This window comes from Escherichia coli (genome assembly GCF_036503815.1).
GTDB lineage: Bacteria > Pseudomonadota > Gammaproteobacteria > Enterobacterales > Enterobacteriaceae > Escherichia > Escherichia coli_F.
This window is the reverse complement of record NZ_AP027764.1, coordinates 1,805,996-1,826,591: the sequence shown is the minus strand read 5'-3', so window position 1 is coordinate 1,826,591 and position 20,596 is coordinate 1,805,996. Positions and strand designations below refer to the sequence as shown.

At 50.4% G+C, this 20,596-nt stretch carries 10 protein-coding genes; 9 read left to right on the top strand and 1 reads right to left on the bottom strand.

Annotated features, from left to right (window positions below; all coding sequences use genetic code 11):
- Positions 1-6: 6 nt before the first annotated feature.
- The 9 genes from AABJ99_RS08680 (at position 7) to yehR (ending at position 20,077) form a co-directional block, all read left to right on the top strand.
- Positions 7-3,804, top strand: coding sequence for a DUF4132 domain-containing protein (locus AABJ99_RS08680; RefSeq protein WP_039021903.1), 3,798 nt, complete (start codon positions 7-9; stop codon positions 3,802-3,804).
- Between the two features lie 12 nt (positions 3,805-3,816).
- The gene (locus AABJ99_RS08675; RefSeq protein ID WP_039021904.1) at positions 3,817-7,566 is read left to right on the top strand and encodes a DUF4132 domain-containing protein; all 3,750 of its coding nucleotides are present in this window, start codon (positions 3,817-3,819) and stop codon (positions 7,564-7,566) included.
- Positions 7,567-7,575: 9 nt separating this feature from the next.
- Positions 7,576-11,220, top strand: a complete 3,645-nt coding sequence (locus AABJ99_RS08670; protein WP_039021905.1) for a DUF4132 domain-containing protein — start codon at positions 7,576-7,578, stop codon at positions 11,218-11,220.
- Positions 11,221-11,280: 60 nt separating this feature from the next.
- Positions 11,281-11,598 carry a protein YehK gene (gene yehK / locus AABJ99_RS08665; protein ID WP_039021906.1) on the top strand — a complete coding sequence of 106 codons (318 nt, stop codon included), beginning with the start codon at positions 11,281-11,283 and terminating at the stop codon, positions 11,596-11,598.
- Between the two features lie 1,390 nt (positions 11,599-12,988).
- Positions 12,989-14,077, top strand: coding sequence for an ATP-binding protein (yehL, locus tag AABJ99_RS08655; RefSeq protein ID WP_000074861.1), 1,089 nt, complete (start codon positions 12,989-12,991; stop codon positions 14,075-14,077).
- Between the two features lie 10 nt (positions 14,078-14,087).
- Positions 14,088-16,367, top strand: coding sequence for a DUF5682 family protein (gene yehM, locus AABJ99_RS08650; protein WP_160523906.1), 2,280 nt, complete (start codon positions 14,088-14,090; stop codon positions 16,365-16,367).
- Positions 16,360-17,496: a VWA domain-containing protein gene (gene yehP / locus AABJ99_RS08645; RefSeq protein WP_322281181.1), complete on the top strand. Its 1,137-nt coding sequence runs from the start codon at positions 16,360-16,362 to the stop codon at positions 17,494-17,496. Before yehM ends, yehP begins: the two co-directional genes overlap by 8 nt.
- Positions 17,493-19,484, top strand: a complete 1,992-nt coding sequence (locus AABJ99_RS08640) for an SWIM zinc finger family protein (protein WP_115739158.1) — start codon at positions 17,493-17,495, stop codon at positions 19,482-19,484. Before yehP ends, AABJ99_RS08640 begins: the two co-directional genes overlap by 4 nt.
- A gap of 131 nt (positions 19,485-19,615) precedes the next feature.
- Positions 19,616-20,077, top strand: coding sequence for a YehR family lipoprotein (gene yehR / locus AABJ99_RS08635; RefSeq protein WP_001353103.1), 462 nt, complete (start codon positions 19,616-19,618; stop codon positions 20,075-20,077).
- Positions 20,078-20,119: 42 nt separating this feature from the next.
- Here yehR and yehS read toward each other — a convergent pair whose 3' ends face one another.
- Positions 20,120-20,590, bottom strand: a complete 471-nt coding sequence (gene yehS, locus AABJ99_RS08630) for a DUF1456 family protein (protein WP_001295430.1) — start codon at positions 20,588-20,590, stop codon at positions 20,120-20,122.
- Positions 20,591-20,596: the final 6 nt, after the last annotated feature.

The window sequence follows — 20,596 nt, the reverse complement described above, 5'->3', positions numbered from 1 at the left end:
ACGCGGATGAAGAGTTTTATCTATCAGGACGAAAAATCACATAAATTCTGGACGGTGGAGCAACAAGGTAACGAGTTGCATATCAGTTGGGGAAAAGTTGGCACCCAAGGGCAAAGTCAGATAAAAAGCTTTGCTGATGCTGCGGCGGCGGAAAAAGCGGAACTGAAGCTTATCGCTGAGAAAACGAAAAAAGGCTATGTGGAAGACGCTTCGGCAAACGTGCATATCCCCCCCGTCACCAAAGTCACTCCTGACGTTGAAACTTCACCTGAGAGTAAAAACAAACGCCCATGGCTGGCTGATGATGCAGCCATTCCGCTAACCGACGATATTAACCGATTTGCTTTTCCACATCGCTCTCGCCCCAGAGATATCAATTATCTGCACAAAGATGGTCAAATATGGAAGCGCATCGCGAATAACACCAGGGCATATGACCCCGACAACAATTACCGTTCTTATCCAGAAAACTGGCAGCAGGCTTTTGCTGAGGTACAAATGCGAATTCTGGGTAATAACCAGACAGGGAGTGCGCAATCTGATGCGGCATTGCTCTGGAGTTTCTGGAATTCTTACTCTGCAGATGAACTGGTCGATGACTTAATCATTCGCTGTGGTCTGGAAACTACCATTGAAATCACCCTTCTCGCTCTTCAACTAAAATATAAATCAGTAAAAGGCGTCGTCACCACCATTATTCCTCCAGATCTCAAAGCAGAATCGCTACCGAATTGGCATCAACGTCTATGTCATTATCTTTCACTCGCTTCAGAAGATGAGTGGCAACGCTGTGTAGATAAAGTACTCGCCGCAATTCCGACGCTATCCCCCGCACGGCAACCTTTTGCTGCATTACTGATCCCTGAACGCCCGGATATTGCCAATGCTATGGCGCTACGTTACGCAGACCAAAACGTTCCGGCGATGACCTGGTTAAGACTGGTAGTAACCAATGACGCGGCTCTGACTGCAGCAGAAAAATACGACTTCCCACCATTGCATCGTGATTTTCGCGCTTATCTGGCAATGTTGCTGGCGAATAATGGCGTGCGCGGTGTAAGCCGGATACTTACTGAGTTTGTGGAAGAGCATTCTGACAATCCCACTTATCTCTTCGAGCGCATCAGCGAGACTGAAGATCTTGTCAAATGGCTATGGAAAACGAATCACCCGGATGCGATTCAAATTCTGATCCTCGGTGTAAATGGCAAGAAAAAGCACCTGGAATACTTAAGCAAAGCCTGCCAAAAACATCCCGCTGCGGCTATTGCCGCTTATGCTACTTTGCTGGCAATACATGAAGATGCACAGTGGCGCAACGCGCTTGTCAAACTGGTTACCGTCACGCCAGAGTTAGTCACTGACGTCATTCCCTGGGTTAATGCTAAAGCGGCAGGCATCTTATCTGAATGTCGTCCTCAGTCAGTAGCTAAAGAATGTGAGTATGCCACTGCGGATATGTTGCCAGAGCTGTTTGTCGCTCCACCGTGGATAATAAATAAGAAGAAAAATGTAATACCCGTATTTGATTTACCTGTGCTTCCCATTCCTGCCGTCACGGATATCACACCAGGAATTACAGAGTTAATCAGCCATACTGACATATCCAGATTCTATGAAATCGCACAATATCAGGCATCACAGCAAACCTTATTTACCGACCTGCCACTAATTGAAAAAGAAAGCTGGGAGACATCTTTCATTCCTTTTACACCAGAACAACAAATCCTTTGGCAATTAGGTTTTAATGAATGGCTGCATTGCGAAGATGACTTACATGAAAAAAAATATATACCGCAAAGCGCTGTTGATGCCTTGTTGCGCTTTGATTTTCCAGCACTAAAAGCTGAGTTTGCGAAATATCACAACAATGCCAACAAAAGCTGGAATCTATCTGCGCTTTGTTACTTACCGGGACAACAGGCGATTTCATTTCTCAACCAAATAATCATTGAGGAGCGATATTCAGGTGAGAAAGAGATTCTGGCAGTTTTTGGTAGTACGGCCATTCCTGCGTTTATGACCTGCTTGCAACGAGATCATCAACGACTGTGGATATTCACCCTCTTTATTGGGGCCAGTGAACTAGCCTTACCAATGGCGCAGCGGTTACAGAAAAAAATGGCTTACAAGGATGCCGTTAATTGGCTGGCAAATAACCCGCGCCATGCCGCCGCCGGGCTACTGCCTTTGGCACTGGGCAAACCGTGCCAAAATCGGGAATATGCCCGCCAGGCGCTCCGCCTGCTAGTGAAATTAAACCAGCGAGAAACGATTGAGAAAATCGCGCAAGGATATAATCAACCTGATGTTTTAGCTGCGCTGGCAACATTATTTGATAGCGATCCTCTGGAAGAATATCCCGCAAAAATCGCCCCACTGCCCGGCTTTTATCAGTTCACCTTATGGCGCAGACCACGGCTTAAAAGTAACAACCTGCCTCTACCAGATGACGCTATGCGCCACCTGGGCACTATGCTGAGCTTTCCTCGCGACATTACCGCCTACGCTGGGCTGGAGATCATCAAAGAAACCTTCACTCGCGAATCACTGGCTGACTTTGGCTGGGATCTGTATACCGCCTGGACAGAAGCTGGCGCACCCGCAAAAGAAAACTGGGCATTTACTTCGCTGGGGATTTTAGGCAATGACGACACCGCGCGTAAATTAACCCCGCTTATCAGTGCCTGGCCTGGGGAATCACAGCATAAACGGGCGGTGTCCGGGTTGGATGTATTAGCTGATATTGGCAGCGATGTTGCGCTAATGCTGCTTAATGGCATTGCGAAAAAGATTAAATTCGTTGTATTACAGGAACATGCCCGCGAGAAAATCAACATAGTTGCTGAAAACCGTGGGCTGACTATGGCCGAACTGGAAGACCGCCTGGCTCCAGATTTAGGGCTTGATATCAACGGCTCGCTGATACTTAATTTCGGCCCACGTCAATTCACCGTTGGTTTTGACGAAACCTTAAAACCTGTAGTGCGCGATGCAAACGGCAAAGTCCTGAAAGATTTACCCAAACCAAATCAGAGCGATGATAAAACACTGGCAACTGACGCCGTTAACCTCTTCAAACAATTGAAGAAAGATGTGCGCGCCATTGCCAGTCAGCAGATTGATCGTCTGGAGCAGGCTATGTGCCAGCGCAGACGCTGGACGGCAGAACAGTTCCGCCTGTTTCTGGTGGAGCATCCGCTGGTACGTCACTTAACCCGACGGCTGTTATGGGGAGTATATACTGAAGAAAACACGCTGATTGCCTGCTTCCGGGTCGCAGAAGACAGCACTTACAGCGATGCGCAGGATGAGTTATTCACGCTGCCAGCAGGAAACATCGGTATACCGCATGTGCTGGAAATCCCCCCTGAATCTGCCGCTGCATTCAGGCAAATTTACGCTGATTACGAACTGCTTCCCCCCTTCCAACAGCTCGATCGTGGTAGTTATCGTCTTGCTGATAATGAACGGAATACCCACGACCTGACACGCTGGCAAGGACAGCTCTGTCAGGCCGGACGTATTGTCGGGCTAGAGCGCCGAGGCTGGCAACGTCTGGAAGAAAGCGGCAGCGTCTATGCGATGCGCAAATCTACCCCTTATGGCGATCTCGAACTTGAAACAGAACATTTTTCATTAATTTATGGCGAAACAGGTTATGGCGACCTGTTACCTGTTGAAAGCGTAAAAATCACCTCGCCAGATGATCGCTACGGTAAACAACCTTTACTTACTTTTTCCATGCTCGACGACATCACCGCCAGCGAGCTGATTAACGACATTGAATCATTGTTTGATTAAAAGGATTTAGCAATGAAAACCTATATTTATCAGGACGAAAAATCACATAAATTCTGGGCGGTGGAGCAGCAGGGAAACGAGCTGCATATCAGTTGGGGCAAAGTCAGTACCAACGGGCAAAGCCAGGTAAAAAGCTTTGCTGATGCTACGGCGGCGGAAAAAGCGGAACTGAAGCTGATTGCGGAGAAGGTGAAGAAGGGATATGTGGAAGAATTATCTTCGCCATCCCAGCCCGCAATCAAAATAGAAACGGTCGAAGTAGATACAACTGGCGTGGCAGAAACCACTGTCGTATTTGACCAAAGTACGGTTGTTGAACCTGCTGAAACACCATGCCCGTGGCTGGCAGATGATTCCACTATCCATTTATCAGAGAAAAAGTCTCTGGAGGCCTTACCTTCCCGACGTTTTCCTGGGGATGCTGTAAGCAAACCACAAGACAGCCTCCTTCTGAATTTAGGCCAGAATATTCATAATCTATCAGGAAAATTAACAACATACGATTTCAGTGCATGTTCTGCTAACTGGCAACAGAATATCAATGAAGCTCTCGCTAATGGTCCACTTTCTCCTGCTGCGTTGGCTGTACAGGTTGTTCTGGTTTCGCGTAAATTCTGGGGCGAATGCCCTGAACTCATGGATGAAATTGTCTATGTCTACGGACTAGAATTTGCCGTGGATATGTTTATTGCCATGCAATATATCTCGTTCGATTGCACTTATCACAGAACAAGCATACACATTACTTTTCAGCCATTATTAAACCATGCACATTGTGTTACCCCCTTTGACGTTCGACTGCGTAAGCATTTGGCTCTAGCAGAAGAAACTTTGTGGCAACGCTGTGTAGATAAATTCATTACAGCTTTGCCTGATATTCCTCCCATTCAACAACCGATGGTAGCGCTAATGCTACCGGAACGCCCGGAGATTGCAGAAGAAGTCGCACGACGGTTACTGAAGCAGAAAAATGTTCAAACGGTTGAATGGCTGAAACTTGTTGTACAAGAATCTTCCTTGCTCAAAGCACTGGAATCTTATTGCGCGTACGACCTTTTTAATGACTATTACCATGGTTGCATCTGGAATGTCACCGTTTTGCAGGAGCAAGGGATTGCCGGAATCGCTCGCTTCGCCCCCTATGCTTATGCTGATCTTTGTGGAAGTATTCTCGCAGAGATCAATCACCCACAAGCATTAATGCTACTTATACGTGTGTCTGGCAAAACTAAACGCTGCCATGAACGAATGACTAAGGCTTGCACTGCGTTCCCACACGCAGCACTGGCAGCATTGGCGGAACTTCTTGCGCAAAAAGAAGAGAATAGTTGGCGCATTATGCTGATGACGATGCTTATCTCGCAACCGGCACTAGCAGAACAGGCTACTCCCTGGCTCTCAACACCCGCAGTTGCAGTGCTGAAATCATGCCTGCAACAACTGACACAGCCCTCAAACCATGCCAGCGCCGATCTACTGCCAGCCATATTAGTCTCACCGCCCTGGCTTTCGAGAAAGAAAAAATCTGTAATGCCGGTATTGGATTTAACGCCATTACCGCTGGAGTCATGCTGCACATTGACCGAGACGGCAGAAAAAGAGATTCATGCAAGGCATCGCTGGCACGCACATCAAATAGACATCGGCCAAAAAGAGGATATTCAGAACTACCTGGCACGTCTGGGTTTCAATCGCTGGAATAATGGCCAGTATATGAAAGCGTCTGATGCTGTTGTAGAACTCTGGCAGAGGGGAGATTATTCTGCGCTGATCAGCGAATTTAAAACCTTCTGGCACTCCTATCAACGGGAATGGCAGCTTTACATGTTAGCCGCCCTGCCTATCGAAAAAACAGCGCAGGCGTGGAATGTCCTCAGTAAAGAGCCACACGTCGGTGTCGAGTTTGTCATGACGCACCTGCAACTCGCTGGGTTACAGGGTTTTATTCACTCCTTTTCACGCTATCCACAAGAAGCTCTGCCTGTAGCACAATATTTTGCGGCTATCGAATTAGCGCCACTGATCGCCCGCGCCTTCAACAAACTCAAAACCCTACGACAAGACGCCCGTAGCTGGCTGCTGAAATACCCGGAACACGCCATTACCGGCCTGCTGCCCGCGGCGCTCGGCAAAGCCGGTGAAGCGCAGGACAACGCCCGCGCTGCCTTGCGTATGCTTACAGAAAACGGTCATCAGCCATTATTGCAAGAAATCGCCCGGCGTTATAACCAGCCGGAAGTAACAGACGCGGTGAACGCTCTGCTAGCGCTCGATCCCTTAGATAATCACCCGACAAAAATCCCCACTCTTCCGGCCTTTTATCAGCCATCGCTCTGGACGCGCCCGGTATTAAAAGCAAACGCCCAATCACTGCCAGATAGCGCCCTCTTCCACCTCGGTGAAATGCTTCGCTTCCCTCAGGAAGATACGCTGTATCCGGGGTTATTACAGGTGAAAGACGCCTGTACTGCCGACTCACTGGCTGAGTTTGCCTGGGATCTGTTTACCGCCTGGGAGACCGCTGGCGCGCCGTCGAAAGAGAGCTGGGCGTTCACTGCGTTAGGTGTTCTCGGCAACGATGACACCGCCCGCAAACTGACGCCATTAATCCGCGCCTGGCCTGGTGAATCCCAGCATAAACGTGCCACCGTCGGGCTTGATATCCTCGCCGCTATCGGCAGCGATATCGCCCTGATGCAGCTTAACGGCATTGCTCAGAAACTGAAATTCAAAGCATTACAGGAGCGGGCAAAAGAAAAAATTGCCGACATTGCCGAAAGCCGCGAACTCACAGTGGCAGAACTTGAAGATCGCTTAGCGCCCGATCTCGGTCTGGATGATAACGGTTCGCTGCTGCTGGATTTCGGGCCACGGCAGTTCACCGTCAGCTTTGATGAAACCTTAAAACCGTTTGTGCGTGATGCTTCCGGCAGCCGCCTGAAAGACTTGCCTAAACCGAACAAAAGCGATGATGAAACCCAAGCGAACGATGCAGTTAACCGCTACAAACTGCTGAAAAAAGATGCGCGTACCGTTGCCGCCCAGCAGGTGGCAAGGCTGGAATCCGCCATGTGCCTGCGCCGCCGCTGGTCGCCGGAAAACTTCCAGCTATTCCTGGTTGAGCATCCGCTGGTTCGCCACTTAACCCGCCGTCTGATTTGGGGCGTTTATAGCACCGAAAACGAGCTACTGGCCTGTTTCCGGGTGGCAGAAGATAACAGCTACAGCACCGCTGACGATGATCTTTTCACCCTGCCGGAAGGCGATATCTCTATTGGTATTCCTCACGTTCTGGAAATATCACCGACGGATGCCGCCGCCTTTGGTCAGCTTTTTGCCGACTACGAGCTGTTACCGCCGTTCCGCCAGCTCGACCGCAACAGTTATGCCCTGACAGAAACCGAGCGCAATGCCAGCGAATTGACCCGCTGGGCAGGCAGAAAATGCCCGAGCGGTCGGGTTATGGGGCTGTCGAATAAAGGCTGGGTGCGTGGTGAACCGCAAGACGGAGGCTGGATCGGCTGGATGATCAAACCTCTGGGCCGCTGGTCATTAATCATGGAAATCGATGAAGGCTTTGCAGTAGGTATGTCGCCAGCCGAACTCAGTGCCGAGCAACTCTTAAGCAAGCTGTGGCTATGGGAAGGCAAAGCAGAAAGCTATGGCTGGGGGAGTCATTCAACACAGGAAGCGCAGTTCTCCGCACTCGATGACATCACCGCCAGCGAGTTGATTAACGATATTGAAGCCCTGTTTGAATAAGGAAAGAACATGGACAAGGAATTACCGTGGCTGGCGGATAACGCCCAGCTGGAACTGAAATATAAAAAAGGCAAAACACCACTCAGCCATCGCAATTGGCCGGGCGAACCGGTGCCTGTTATCACTGAAAGCCTCATCCAGACACTGGGTGATAAATTGCTACACATTGCTGAGAAGAAAAAAAACATTGTCTGGCGTTATGAAAATTTTTCACTGGAGTGGCAGTCGGCCATTACGCAAGCCATCAACTTGATCGGCGAGCACAAACCCTCAATTCCGGCCCGGACAATGGCGGCGCTAGCCTGTATCGCGCAAAATGATAGCCAACAGTTGCTCGACGAAATCGTCCAACAAGAGGGACTGGAATATGCGACTGAAGTGGTGATTGCACGCCAGTTTATTGTACGGTGTTATGAGAGTGATCCTCTGGTAGTAACATTGCAGTATCAGAACGAGGACGATGGTTATGGTTATCGCTCAGAAACCTATAACGAATTCGATCTCCGACTGCGTAAGCATCTCTCTCTGGCAGAGGAAAGCTGCTGGCAGCGTTGCGCCGACAAACTCATTGCCGCACTGCCAGGAATACCCAAAGTTCGCCGTCCTTTTATTGCACTCATCATCCCGGAGAAACCAGAAATCGCCAATGAGTTGGTAGGCCTTGAATGCCCGCGGACTCATTTTCATTCTAAGGAGTGGTTAAAAGTTGTTGCTAATGACCCCAGAGCGGTGAGAAAACTCGAACGCTACTGGAGCCAGGATATATTCAGCGATCGCGAAGCCAGCTACATGTCGCATGAAAACCACTTCGGCTACGCGGCCTGCGCCGCCCTTTTGCGCGAACAAGGACTGGCAGCCATTCCACGCCTGGCAATGTATGCCCATAAAGAAGATTGCGGTAGCCTGCTGGTACAAATTAACCATCCGCAAATTATTCGCATCTTGCTGTTAGTTGTCGATAAAAACAAACCCAGCCTGCAGCGTGTGGCTAAATACAGTAAAAACTTTCCCCATGCGACGCTCGCCGCACTGGCAGAACTACTGGCGTTAAAAGCCCCCCCTACGCGCCCTGGTTATCCTATCATCGAAGACAAAAAGCTGCCTGCACAGCAAAAAGCACGTGATGAATACTGGCGTACGCTGTTACAAACGCTGATGGCATCGCAGCCACAACTGGCAGAAGAGGTGATCCCGTGGTTAAGTACTCAAGCCCGGGCAGTGGTGAATAGTTATTTATCGGCTTCGCCAAAACCGGTTATTGATAGCACCGATAACAATAGTCTGCCTGAAATCCTCGTTTCACCACCGTGGCGTGGCAGGAAAAAGGCTTCCATAACTCACTTTTCGCTACCTGAACTTACGCTTGTACCGCAAGCGTACAGGTCGTCCCAGGAACACTGGACGCAGGAACAGCAAACTACAATCAGCCATTTTAGCGCCATGCCTTTTGACGAACGTCTCGCTAGCAGAGGAACCGATACCTTCTTGCGGGAATTAGGTTTTGAAGATCACAGGTGGAAGTTTAATGAGTTTATTCTCACAGGACAGTTGGATGCTCTGGATACCGATCAACTAGAGACACATACTTCATTAGGAAGATTGCTCAATTATCAGGCAAAACAGAATGAAAATAAACACTACCGGGAAGAGGCCGCCAGCGCATTACTGGCACAAGATAGCGTTGCGTTGATGGAGGGGTGGCGAACTTTCCAACGCAAATTTAATTACACTGATGAAAAGCGTTGGGGAGTGTGGAATCTGTACCTTATCGCGCAGATGCCGCGCGAAATGGCGGTATCGTGCTGGCAACAAATTGTTGCGGCTGATTTTCATTACACCGGGGTAGAATATCTGTTAAGTGTCCTGGGTACCGATGCTTTGCCCGGTTTAAGCGCCGCCTTTGCCCGACATCCAAAAGAGATATTTCCGCTGCTGATTCAATTCGGCACTACCGAACTGGCGTTACCCATTGCCCGCGTCTGGCATCGTTTTGCGGGCCAGCGTAATCTGGCTCACCAGTGGATTTTACAATGGCCGGAGCATACGGCTACGGCGCTGATCCCATTAATCTTTGCCAGGTCTGGCGATAACAGCGAAGCGGCACTCAGCGCTCTGCGTTTACTGTATGAACAAGGGCATGGCGAATTACTGCAAACTGTAGCAAACCGCTGGCAGCGTACAGATGTATGGCCTGCCCTGGAGCAATTACTTAAACAGAGTCCAATAGAGATTTACCCGGCACGCATTCCCAAAGCCCCTGATTTCTGGCATCCGGCAATGTGGTCCAGGCCGCGTCTTATCACGAATAATCAGCCTGTTACTGATGACGCTCTGGAAATTATTGGCGAAATGCTGCGCTTTACCCAGGGCGGACGTTTTTATTGCGGGCTGGAACAACTGAAAACGTTCTGCCAGCCACAAACGCTGGCCGCTTTTGCCTGGGATCTCTTCACCGCCTGGCAACAGGCTGGCGCCCCCGCAAAAGACAACTGGGCTTTTTTGGCGTTAAGTCTCTTTGGTGACGAAAGCACGGCTCGGGATCTGACGACAAAGATCCTCGCCTGGCCACAGGAAGGCAAATCTGCCCGTGCCGTCAGTGGCCTGAACATACTTACCCTGATGAATAATGATATGGCGCTGATACAGCTGCATCATATATCGCAACGGGCGAAATCCCGTCCCTTACGTGATAACGCGGCGGAATTTCTTCAGGTGGTCGCAGAAAATCGTGGACTAAGCCAGGAAGAGTTAGCGGACAGATTAGTCCCAACACTGGGCCTGGATGATCCGCAGGCGTTGATATTTGATTTTGGACCCCGGCAGTTTACCGTTCGCTTCGATGAAAACCTCAACCCGGTTATCTTTGATCAGCAAAACGTTCGCCAGAAAAGTGTTCCCCGGTTGCGCGCCGATGACGATCAACTGAAAGCGCCCGAGGCACTGGCCCGACTAAAAGGGCTAAAAAAAGATGCCACTCAGGTGAGCAAAAACCTGCTCCCGCGTCTTGAAACTGCCCTACGCACCACCCGACGCTGGTCGCTGGCAGATTTTCATTCTCTGTTTGTTAATCATCCCTTTACTCGCCTGGTTACTCAGCGATTAATATGGGCGGTTTATCCGGCAAATGAACCGCGTCGTTTACTCAACGCCTTTCGTGTGGCCGCTGAGGGGGAGTTCTGCAACGCACAAGATGAGCCAATTGACCTGCCTGCGGATGCTCTGATTGGCATTGCCCACCCGTTAGAAATGACAGCAGAAATGCGCAGTGAATTTGCACAGGTTTTTGCCGATTACGAAATTATGCCGCCTTTTCGCCAGTTGATGCGGCGCACAGTGCTGCTCACACCTGACGAGTCAGCCAGTAACAGCCTGACTCGCTGGGAAGGTAAATCCGCAACCGTTGGGCAACTTATGGGAATGCGATACAAAGGCTGGGAGTCAGGTTTTGAGGACGCATTTGTCTATGACCTGGGCGAGTACCGGCTGGTCCTTAAGTTTTCACCCGGTTTTAACCACTACAGTGCTGATAACAAAGCGCTAATGAGCTTCCGTTCTCTTCGAGTGTACCGTGACAATAAATCTGTCACTTTTGCCGAACTCGATACGTTTGATTTGAGTGAAGCGTTAAGCGCACCTGACGTCATTTTCCATTAATACACAGCGGGGAGTAATGCGACTGCCCGTTATTAACACGACTTACCACCGGGAAAAGCGATGATCGTGCAAAAAGAGCTGGTCGCTATTTATGATTATGAAGTCCCTGTACCTGAAGATCCGTTTTCCTTCAGACTTGAGATCCATAAATGCTCTGAATTAGTTACAGGTTCCGTCTATCGACAGGAACGATTCCGGCTACGTCCAACATTTCATCAACGTGATAGAGAAGATGCCGACCCGCTAATAAATGATGCGTTGATTTATATAAGAGATGAATTTATTGATGAGCGAAAATTACGAGGTGAATCACCTAAAACTGTAATAGCAATTTTTAATCGTGAACTACAGAACATATTCAACCAAGAAATAGAATAATATACTCTAAATAATTCAAGTTGCAGGAAGGCGATAAGCGAGTGAATCCCCAGAAGCTTACTAAAGTAAGTGACTGGAGTGAACGACAAATCCGCATGGAGCGGATTTGAACGCTACTTGTAGCGGCCCCGTAAGGGGTGAGGTCCATGGATGGGCCGAATAACCCGCAGCCGCAGCATATGCAACTTGAAGTATGGCGAGTATAGCTTTATTAAAGGGGGAAACGGTATTCCCCCTTAGATGCGTTTCAATTTGCCAGCTACTTCAACAAATCAATCAACCGTAACAGAGCCACTAATAACTCCAGTACGGCAATGAGCACAGTTAACTTTTGTGTCAGCGTGTCCATCCGCTCTCCTTATTAAGGAGCGCAACACCAGGACCTTACCCTTACACTGCCTGTCGATACTGGTTTACGTATGTTGAGTCGCCATGTTGCACTCCGGATCAGAGCACCACCTGCGGCACCACCCGTCCGGTAGCCAGGACTTGAAATTGGTTCGATCCGGCGCAACTTCCCAACAGTCAGGATTATAAATCTCATTATCTTAATTGCAACGGGGTCCGTAGGTCGTTATAATTCGTTCGTTGGGGCGCCATGTTGCATAATCAGTAACTTAACGTCAAAGTTGTAAATAAAAGAATCTGCCTCACCAGCAGGTTTTTTTATTTTCTGCGATCTGCTTTCCAGATATTTTTGCCCATAATCCACCATAAATACTCACATCCCGGTCAAATGTACGTTCATTATAAAATCGATGAATTTATAAATAAGAAAAAAGTTATCGGGTGAATTAATGGAAGCAATAATCATTTTATTAAAGGGGGAAGCGGTATTTTCCCCCTTAGATGCGTTTCAATTTGCCCGTTACTTCAACAAATCAATCAGCCGTAACAGAGCCACTAATAACTCCAGTACGGCAATGAGCACGGTTAACTTTTGTGTCAGCGTGTCCATCCGCTCTCCTTATTAAGGAGCGCAACACCAGCATCTTACCCTTACACTGCCTGTCGATACTGGTTTACGTATGTTGGACCACGATGTTGCACTCCGGATCAGGGCACTACCTGCGGCACCACCCGTCCGGTAGCCAGGACTTGAAATGGGTTCGATCCGGCGCAACGTCCCAACAGTCAGGATTATAAATCTCATTATCTTAATTGCAACGGGGTCCACCGATGGTTATAATTCGTTCGTTGGAACACGATGTTGCACAGGCCGTGGTGTTAGGCCTGAAAGTAGTAAATAAAAGAACCTGCCTCACCAGCAGGTTTTTTTATTTACTGTGATCTGCTTTCCAGATATTTTCCGCTCAAACAACTAATGCGCCAAACATTTATTGCGCGTAAAATATCGTTTATTTGATTAATACATTTCAGGGATGAATATATGTCACCGCAGAATAATCATCTGCAGCGTCCGCCTGCCGCTGTGTTATACGCCGATGAACTGGCAAAATTAAAGCAAAATGATAACGCACCTTGCCCGCCCGGTTGGCAGTTAAGTTTGCCTGCGGCCCGTTCTTTTATTCTTGGCGATAGCGCGCAAAATATCAGCCGTAAAGTCGTGATTAGTCCCTCCGCTGTCGAACGCATGTTAGTCACTCTTGCTACCGGGCGCGGTTTGATGTTGGTGGGGGAACCTGGCACCGCAAAATCTCTCCTGTCTGAATTACTGGCAACCGCTATTAGCGGCGATGCTGGGTTAACCATCCAGGGCGGCGCATCTACCACCGAAGATCAAATCAAGTACGGCTGGAACTACGCCCTGCTTATCAACCATGGCCCGTCAACGGAAGCGCTGGTCCCTGCCCCACTTTACCAGGGAATGCGCGACGGCAAAATTGTCCGTTTTGAAGAGATAACGCGTACACCGCTGGAAGTACAAGACTGTCTGTTAGGTATGCTTTCTGACAGGGTAATGACGGTGCCGGAACTCACTGGTGAAGCCAGTCAGCTCTATGCGCGAGAAGGCTTTAATATTATTGCCACTGCCAATACCCGCGATCGCGGCGTCAATGAAATGAGCGCTGCGCTAAAGCGTCGCTTCGATTTTGAAACGGTTTTTCCGATTATGGATTTCGCCCAGGAGCTGGAACTGGTCGCCAGTGCTTCGGCGCGTTTGTTGGCCCATAGCGGTATTCCGCATAAAGTGCCTGACGCGGTACTTGAGTTACTGGTACGCACCTTCCGCGATCTGCGTGCCAACGGCGAAAAGAAAACGTCAATGGATACACTGACAGCGATTATGTCCACCGCTGAAGCCGTGAACGTGGCCCACGCTGTGGGCGTCCGCGCCTGGTTTTTAGCGAATCGCGCGGGGGAGCCAGCCGACCTGGTGGACTGTATTGCCGGAACCATCGTCAAAGATAACGAAGAAGATCGCGCACGTCTGCGCCGTTACTTCGAACAACGTGTCGCTACACATAAAGAAGCTCACTGGCAGGCTTATTATCAAGCTCGCCACCGCCTGCCGTGAGGAAAGATCCATGAGCGAGCCGTTAATTGTCGGCATCCGGCATCATAGTCCGGCCTGCGCCCGGCTGGTGAAATCGTTAATCGAAAGCCAGCGGCCACGATACGTGTTGATTGAAGGCCCGGCTGATTTTAATGACCGGGTAGACGAACTGTTGTTAGCCCACCAGCTTCCGGTAGCTATTTACAGTTATTGCCAGTATCAGGACGGTGCGGCCCCCGGGCGTGGTGCCTGGACGCCATTTGCTGAATTTTCGCCGGAGTGGCAGGCGCTACAAGCCGCACGTCGTATTCAGGCACAAACTTACTTCATCGATTTGCCTTGCTGGGCACAAAGTGAAGAAGAGGATGATTCGCCGGATATGCAAGAGGAAAGCCAGGCCTTGCTGCTGCGTGCCACCCGCATGGATAACAGCGACACCTTGTGGGATCACTTGTTCGAAAATGAAAGCCAGCAAACTATATTACCCTCTGCACTGGCGCACTATTTTGCACAACTGCGGGGCGACGCCTCCGGCGATGCACTCAATCGTCAGCGCGAAGCCTTTATGGCCCGCTGGATTGCATGGGCGATGCAGCAAAATAATGGCGACGTATTAGTCGTCTGCGGAGGCTGGCACGCTCCGGCACTTGCAAAAATGTGGCGCGAATGCCCGCAAGAAATTAACAAGCCAGAATTGCTCTCACAGGATGATGCCGTTACAGGTTGCTATCTCACGCCATACAGTGAAAAGCGCCTTGATGTGCTGGCAGGATACCTTTCAGGAATGCCAGCCCCGGTCTGGCAAAACTGGTGCTGGCAGTCAGGTTTGCAGCAGGCAGGTGAACAACTACTAAAAACGGTTCTTACCCGTTTGCGCCAGCACCACTTGCCTGCTTCAACCGCGGATATGGCTGCCGCTCATCTACATGCGATGGCGCTGGCACAGCTGCGCGGTCATACACTACCGTTACGCGCTGACTGGCTGGATGCCATAGCAGGCTCGCTGATTAAAGAAGCCTTGAATGCGCCGTTGCCGTGGAGCTATCGCGGCGTTATTCATCCCGATACCGATCCGATACTGGTAACGTTGATAGACACATTAGCAGGTGACGGATTCGGTAAACTTGCCCCCTCGACGCCACAGCCACCTCTGCCAAAAGATGTCACCTGCGAACTGGAACGTACCGGAATCTCTCTTCCGGCGGAGCTTACCTTAAATCGCTTTACCCCCGATGGACTGGCGCAAAGTCAGGTGCTACATCGGTTGGCAATACTGGAGATTCCCGGCATTGTGCGCGAGCAAGGAAGTACACTGACGCTGGCGGGCAACGGTGAAGAACGCTGGACATTAACCCAGCCACTTAGCCAACATGCGGCATTGATTGAAGCCGCCTGCTTTGGTGCCACACTCCAGGAGGCCGCACGCAATAAATTAGAAGCCGATATGCTGGACGCGGGTGGAATCAGCGGCATCACCACATGTCTTAGCCAGGCAGCGTTAGCGGGTCTGGCGTCCTTCAGTCAGCAATTACTGGAACAACTCACATTATTAATCGCCCAGGAAAATCAGTTTGCCGAAATGGGCCAGGCGCTTGAAGTGCTTTATGCCTTATGGCAACTCGATGAAATCAGCGGTATGCAAGGCGCGCAGATATTGCAGACGACGTTATGCGCGGCTATCGATCGCACGCTGTGGCTGTGTGAATCCAACGGCAGACCGGATGAAAAGGAGTTTCACGCTCACCTGCATAGCTGGCAGGCGCTTTGCCATATCCTGCGCGATCTAAATAGCGGCGTTAATTTACCCGGCGTTTCGCTTTCTGCGGCGGTAGCCTTACTGGAACGTCGCAGTCAGGCGATTCATGCCCCAGCGCTGGATCGCGGTGCGGCCCTTGGCGCGCTGATGCGTCTGGAACATCCCAACGCCAGTGCCGAAGCGGCGCTGACGATGCTGGCACAATTATCCCCGGCACAATCTGGCGAGGCGCTGCACGGTTTGCTGGCATTAGCCCGCCATCAACTGGCCAGTCAGCCTGCATTTATCGCCGGTTTCAGCAGCCATTTGAATCAACTGAGTGACGCCGATTTTATTAACGCCCTGCCCGATTTGCGCGCGGCGATGGCCTGGCTACCGCCACGAGAACGCGGGACGCTGGCGCATCAGGTGCTTGAGCATTACCAGCTCGCTCAGCTTCCCGTTTCGGCGCTGCAAATGCCGTTGCATTGCCCACCGCAAGCCATTGCACATCATCAACAACTCGAACAGCAGGCAATGGCATCACTGCAACACTGGGGAGTTTTCCATGTCTGAACTGAACGATCTTCTGACCACTCGTGAGCTACAACGCTGGCGATTAATTCTTGGCGAAGCGGCAGAAACGACGCTTTGTGGGCTGGATGACAACGCCCGGCGGATGGACCACGCGCTGGAGTGGCTGTACGGGCGCGATCCTGAACGGCTCCAGCGTGGTGAACGCTCCGGTGGATTAGGTGGCTCAAATCTCACCACCCCTGATTGGATCAACAGTATTCACACGCTGTTTCCGCAACAGGTGATTGAGCGGCTGGAAAGCGATGCTGTACTGCGCTATGGCATTGAAGATGTAGTGACAAATCTCGACGTGCTGGAACGTATGCAGCCCTCTGAAAGCCTGTTACGCGCCGTTTTGCACACCAAACATCTGATGAATCCCGAAGTGCTGGCTGCCGCCCGCCGGATAGTGCGCCAGGTTGTTGAAGAAATTATGGCGCGACTGGCAAAGGAAGTTCGTCAGGCTTTTTCTGGTGTCCGCGATCGCCGTCGCCGCTCATTTATTCCACTGGCGCGTAATTTCGATTTCAAAAGTACTCTGCGCGCCAACCTGCAACACTGGCACCCGCAACACGGCAAGTTGTATATCGAATCCCCCCGCTTTAACAGTCGCATTAAGCGCCATAGCGAACAATGGCAGCTGGTGTTACTGGTTGATCAAAGCGGATCGATGGTTGACTCGGTGATCCACTCAGCGGTGATGGCGGCCTGTTTATGGCAGTTACCCGGCATTCGTACCCATCTGGTCGCTTTTGACACTAACGTCGTCGATCTCACTGCCGACGTTGCCGATCCGGTAGAGTTATTAATGAAAGTACAATTGGGCGGCGGGACCAATATCGCCAGTGCCGTGGAATATGGTCGGCAACTTATTGAACAACCAGCGAAAAGCGTCATCATACTCGTGAGCGATTTTTATGAAGGGGGTTCATCATCTTTGCTGACGCATCAGGTGAAAAAGTGTGTCCAGAGCGGCATCAAAGTGCTGGGACTGGCGGCGCTAGATAGCACCGCAACACCTTGCTATGACCGCGATATGGCCCAGGCGCTGGTTAATGTCGGCGCACAAATAGCTGCCATGACACCGGGCGAACTGGCGACCTGGCTTGCGGAGAATCTTCAGTCATGAATTCACTACGTCCGGAATTATTAGAACTGACACCACAAGCTTTGACGGCGTTAAGCAATGCCGGTTTTGTTAAGCGCAGCCTTAAAGAACTGGAAAATGGCAACGTCCCGGAAATCTGCCATGAGAACGGCGCTTTAATCGCCACGTTCAGTGACGGTGTCCGTACCCGGCTGGCGAACAGTCAGGCACTGAAAGAGGCTCAATGCAGCTGCGGGGCCAGCGGCATGTGCCGTCATCGCGTGATGCTGGTGTTAAGTTATCAACGACTTTGTGCCACCGCCCAGCCTACGGAAAAAGAAGAAGAGTGGGATCCGGCAATCTGGCAGGAAGAACTGGCTACCCTGCCCAATACCACGCGTAAACGCGCGCAGGCGCTGGTCGCTAAAGGCATCACCATTGAGTTGTTCTGCACACCGGGCGAAATTCCCTCTGCCCGCTTACCGATGAGCGATGTGCGTTTTTATTCCCGCAGCAGCATTCGTTTCGCCCGTTGTGATTGTATTGAAGGAACGCTGTGTGAACACGTAGCACTGGCTGTGCAGGCCTTCGTCGAGGCCAAAAATCAACAAGCAGAATTTACTCATTTGATCTGGCAGATGCACAGTGAACACGTCACATCATCTGACGATCCGTTTTCCAGCGACGAAGGTAAAGCATGTCGTCAATATGTTCAGCAATTAAGTCAGGCATTATGGCTGGGCGGGATCAGCCAACCGTCAATCCACTACGAGGCCGCTTTCAGCCGCGCGCAGCAAGCGGCGGAACGCTGCAACTGGCGTTGGGTAAGTGAATCACTACGACAGCTACGGGCAAGCGTTGATGCCTTCCACGCCCGCGCCAGCTACTATCATGCCGGAAAATGCTTGTGCCAGCTTGCGGCGTTAACCAGTCGCTTGAACAGTGCACAAGAGATGGCGCGACGTGACAGTGTCGGTGAAGTACCGCCCATACCGTGGCGCACGGTCATTGGCGCAGGCATTGCTGGCGAAGCAAAGCTTGATCATTTGCGGCTGGTGTCACTAGGTATGCGTTGCTGGCAGGATAATGAGCGGTATGGTTTACGCATCTGGTTCACCGATCCCGACACCGGCAGTATTTTGCATCTTTCGCGCAGTTGGCCGAGAAGTGAACAGGATAACTCTCCAGCGGCAAAACGGCGGCTGTTTAGTTTTCAGGCTGGCGCGCTGGCGGGTGGGCAAATTGTTTCACAAGCAGCAAAACGCAGTGCCGATGGCGAGTTGCTGTTAGCTACCCGCAACCGCTTAAGCAGTGTTGTTCCGCTGTCGCCTGATGCCTGGCAAATGTTGAGCGCACCACTGCGCCAGCCGGGCATTGTGGCTTTGCGGGAATATTTACGCCAACGTCCGCCAGCCGCCATACGACCGCTTAACCAGGTCGATAACTTATTTATTCTGCCAGTAGAAGAGTGCATTTCACTCGGTTGGGACAGCAGTCGGCAGACACTGGATGCGCAGGTAATCAGTGGCGAAGGTGACGATAATGTGCTGACGTTATCACTGCCAGCTTCAGCCAGTGCGCCCTTTGCTGTTGAACGCATGGCAGCTCTGTTACAACAAACAGAAGATCCCGTTAGTCTGGTTTCTGGGTTTATCAATTTTGCTGAGGGGCAATTGACACTGGAACCACGAGTAATGATGACGCAAACCCGCGCCTGGGCACTGGACGCAGAAACTTCGCCTGTGGCACCGCTACCTTCTACCAGCGTTCTGCCTGTACCGTCTACCACTCATCAGTTACTGATGCGCTGTCAGGCGTTGCTTATTCAACTGCTCCATAATGGCTGGCGCTATCAGGAACAGAGTGCCATTAGTCAGTCAGAGTTGCTGGTCAATGAACTCACCGCGATGGGTTTTTATCGGCTGGCACATGTGTTGGGACAATTTCGTAATACAGAAGGCGAGGCACGGGGAGAAGCAATGAATAACTGCGTTTTGCTTTGCGAACAATTATTAACCTTGCTTGAGTAAAAAGGACAAATAGTGCTTTTTACAAAGAGTTCTACTCCAGTTCCGGACTGCTCACGCCAAGGTATTAGGCATATCCTATATGGCCCCTGGTGTGGTCACCAGTTCCTTGATTAAATAAAATGGAGTTTTACATGAAGGCTTTCAATAAGCTGTTTTCCCTTGTTGTTGCATCTGTTCTGGTTTTCTCTCTTGCTGGCTGCGGTGACAAAGAAGAATCGAAGAAATTTAGCGCTAATCTGAACGGTACTGAAATTGCTATTACCTATGTCTACAAAGGTGACAAGGTTCTTAAGCAATCTTCTGAAACCAAAATTCAATTTGCCTCCATTGGTGCAACCACCAAAGAAGATGCTGCCAAGACACTTGAGCCGTTAAGTGCCAAATATAAAAACATCCCTGGCGTTGAAGAAAAATTAACCTTTACCGATACTTATGCTCAGGAAAACGTGACTATCGATATGGAAAAAGTTGATTTTAAAGCCCTGCAGGGTATTTCAGGTATCAACGTTTCTGCTGAAGATGCCAAAAAAGGTATCACTATGGCGCAAATGGAACTGGTGATGAAAGCAGCTGGTTTTAAAGAAGTGAAATAATCTGTCGGCGGCCATGTTTTTCGCATGGCCGCCATGCCCGTCTTAGCTTTTCTTCACATGCTGGCGCGCTGCCAGTCCACGCAAAAAATAACGTAAAAATTGATCGCCGCATTCGCGGAAGTTTTTATGATCCGGTGCACGCATCATCGCCGTAATTTCCGGCATCGAAACGCGGAACTGCTGTTCGGTAAGGATCGCCAGAATATCATCAGTTTTCAGCGAAAACGCGATACGTAATTTTTTCAGCACGATGTTGTTATTAATGCGACGTTCCGGCTCCAGTGCCGGCGCTGACTCATCCTTGCCACGTTTTTCATAAATCAGGCCATTCAGGAATGAAGACAGAACAATGTCCGGACAACGCTGAAACCCTTCTTCGTCTTCTTTGCGTAGCCAGACGGCGATCTGTTCCGCAGTGGCTTCGACATTACCCAGCGCCAGAATGCGCACCAGGTCGTTATTATTGGCTTTCAAAATGTAGCGCACGCTGCGCAGAATATCGTTACTTAGCATGAGGCC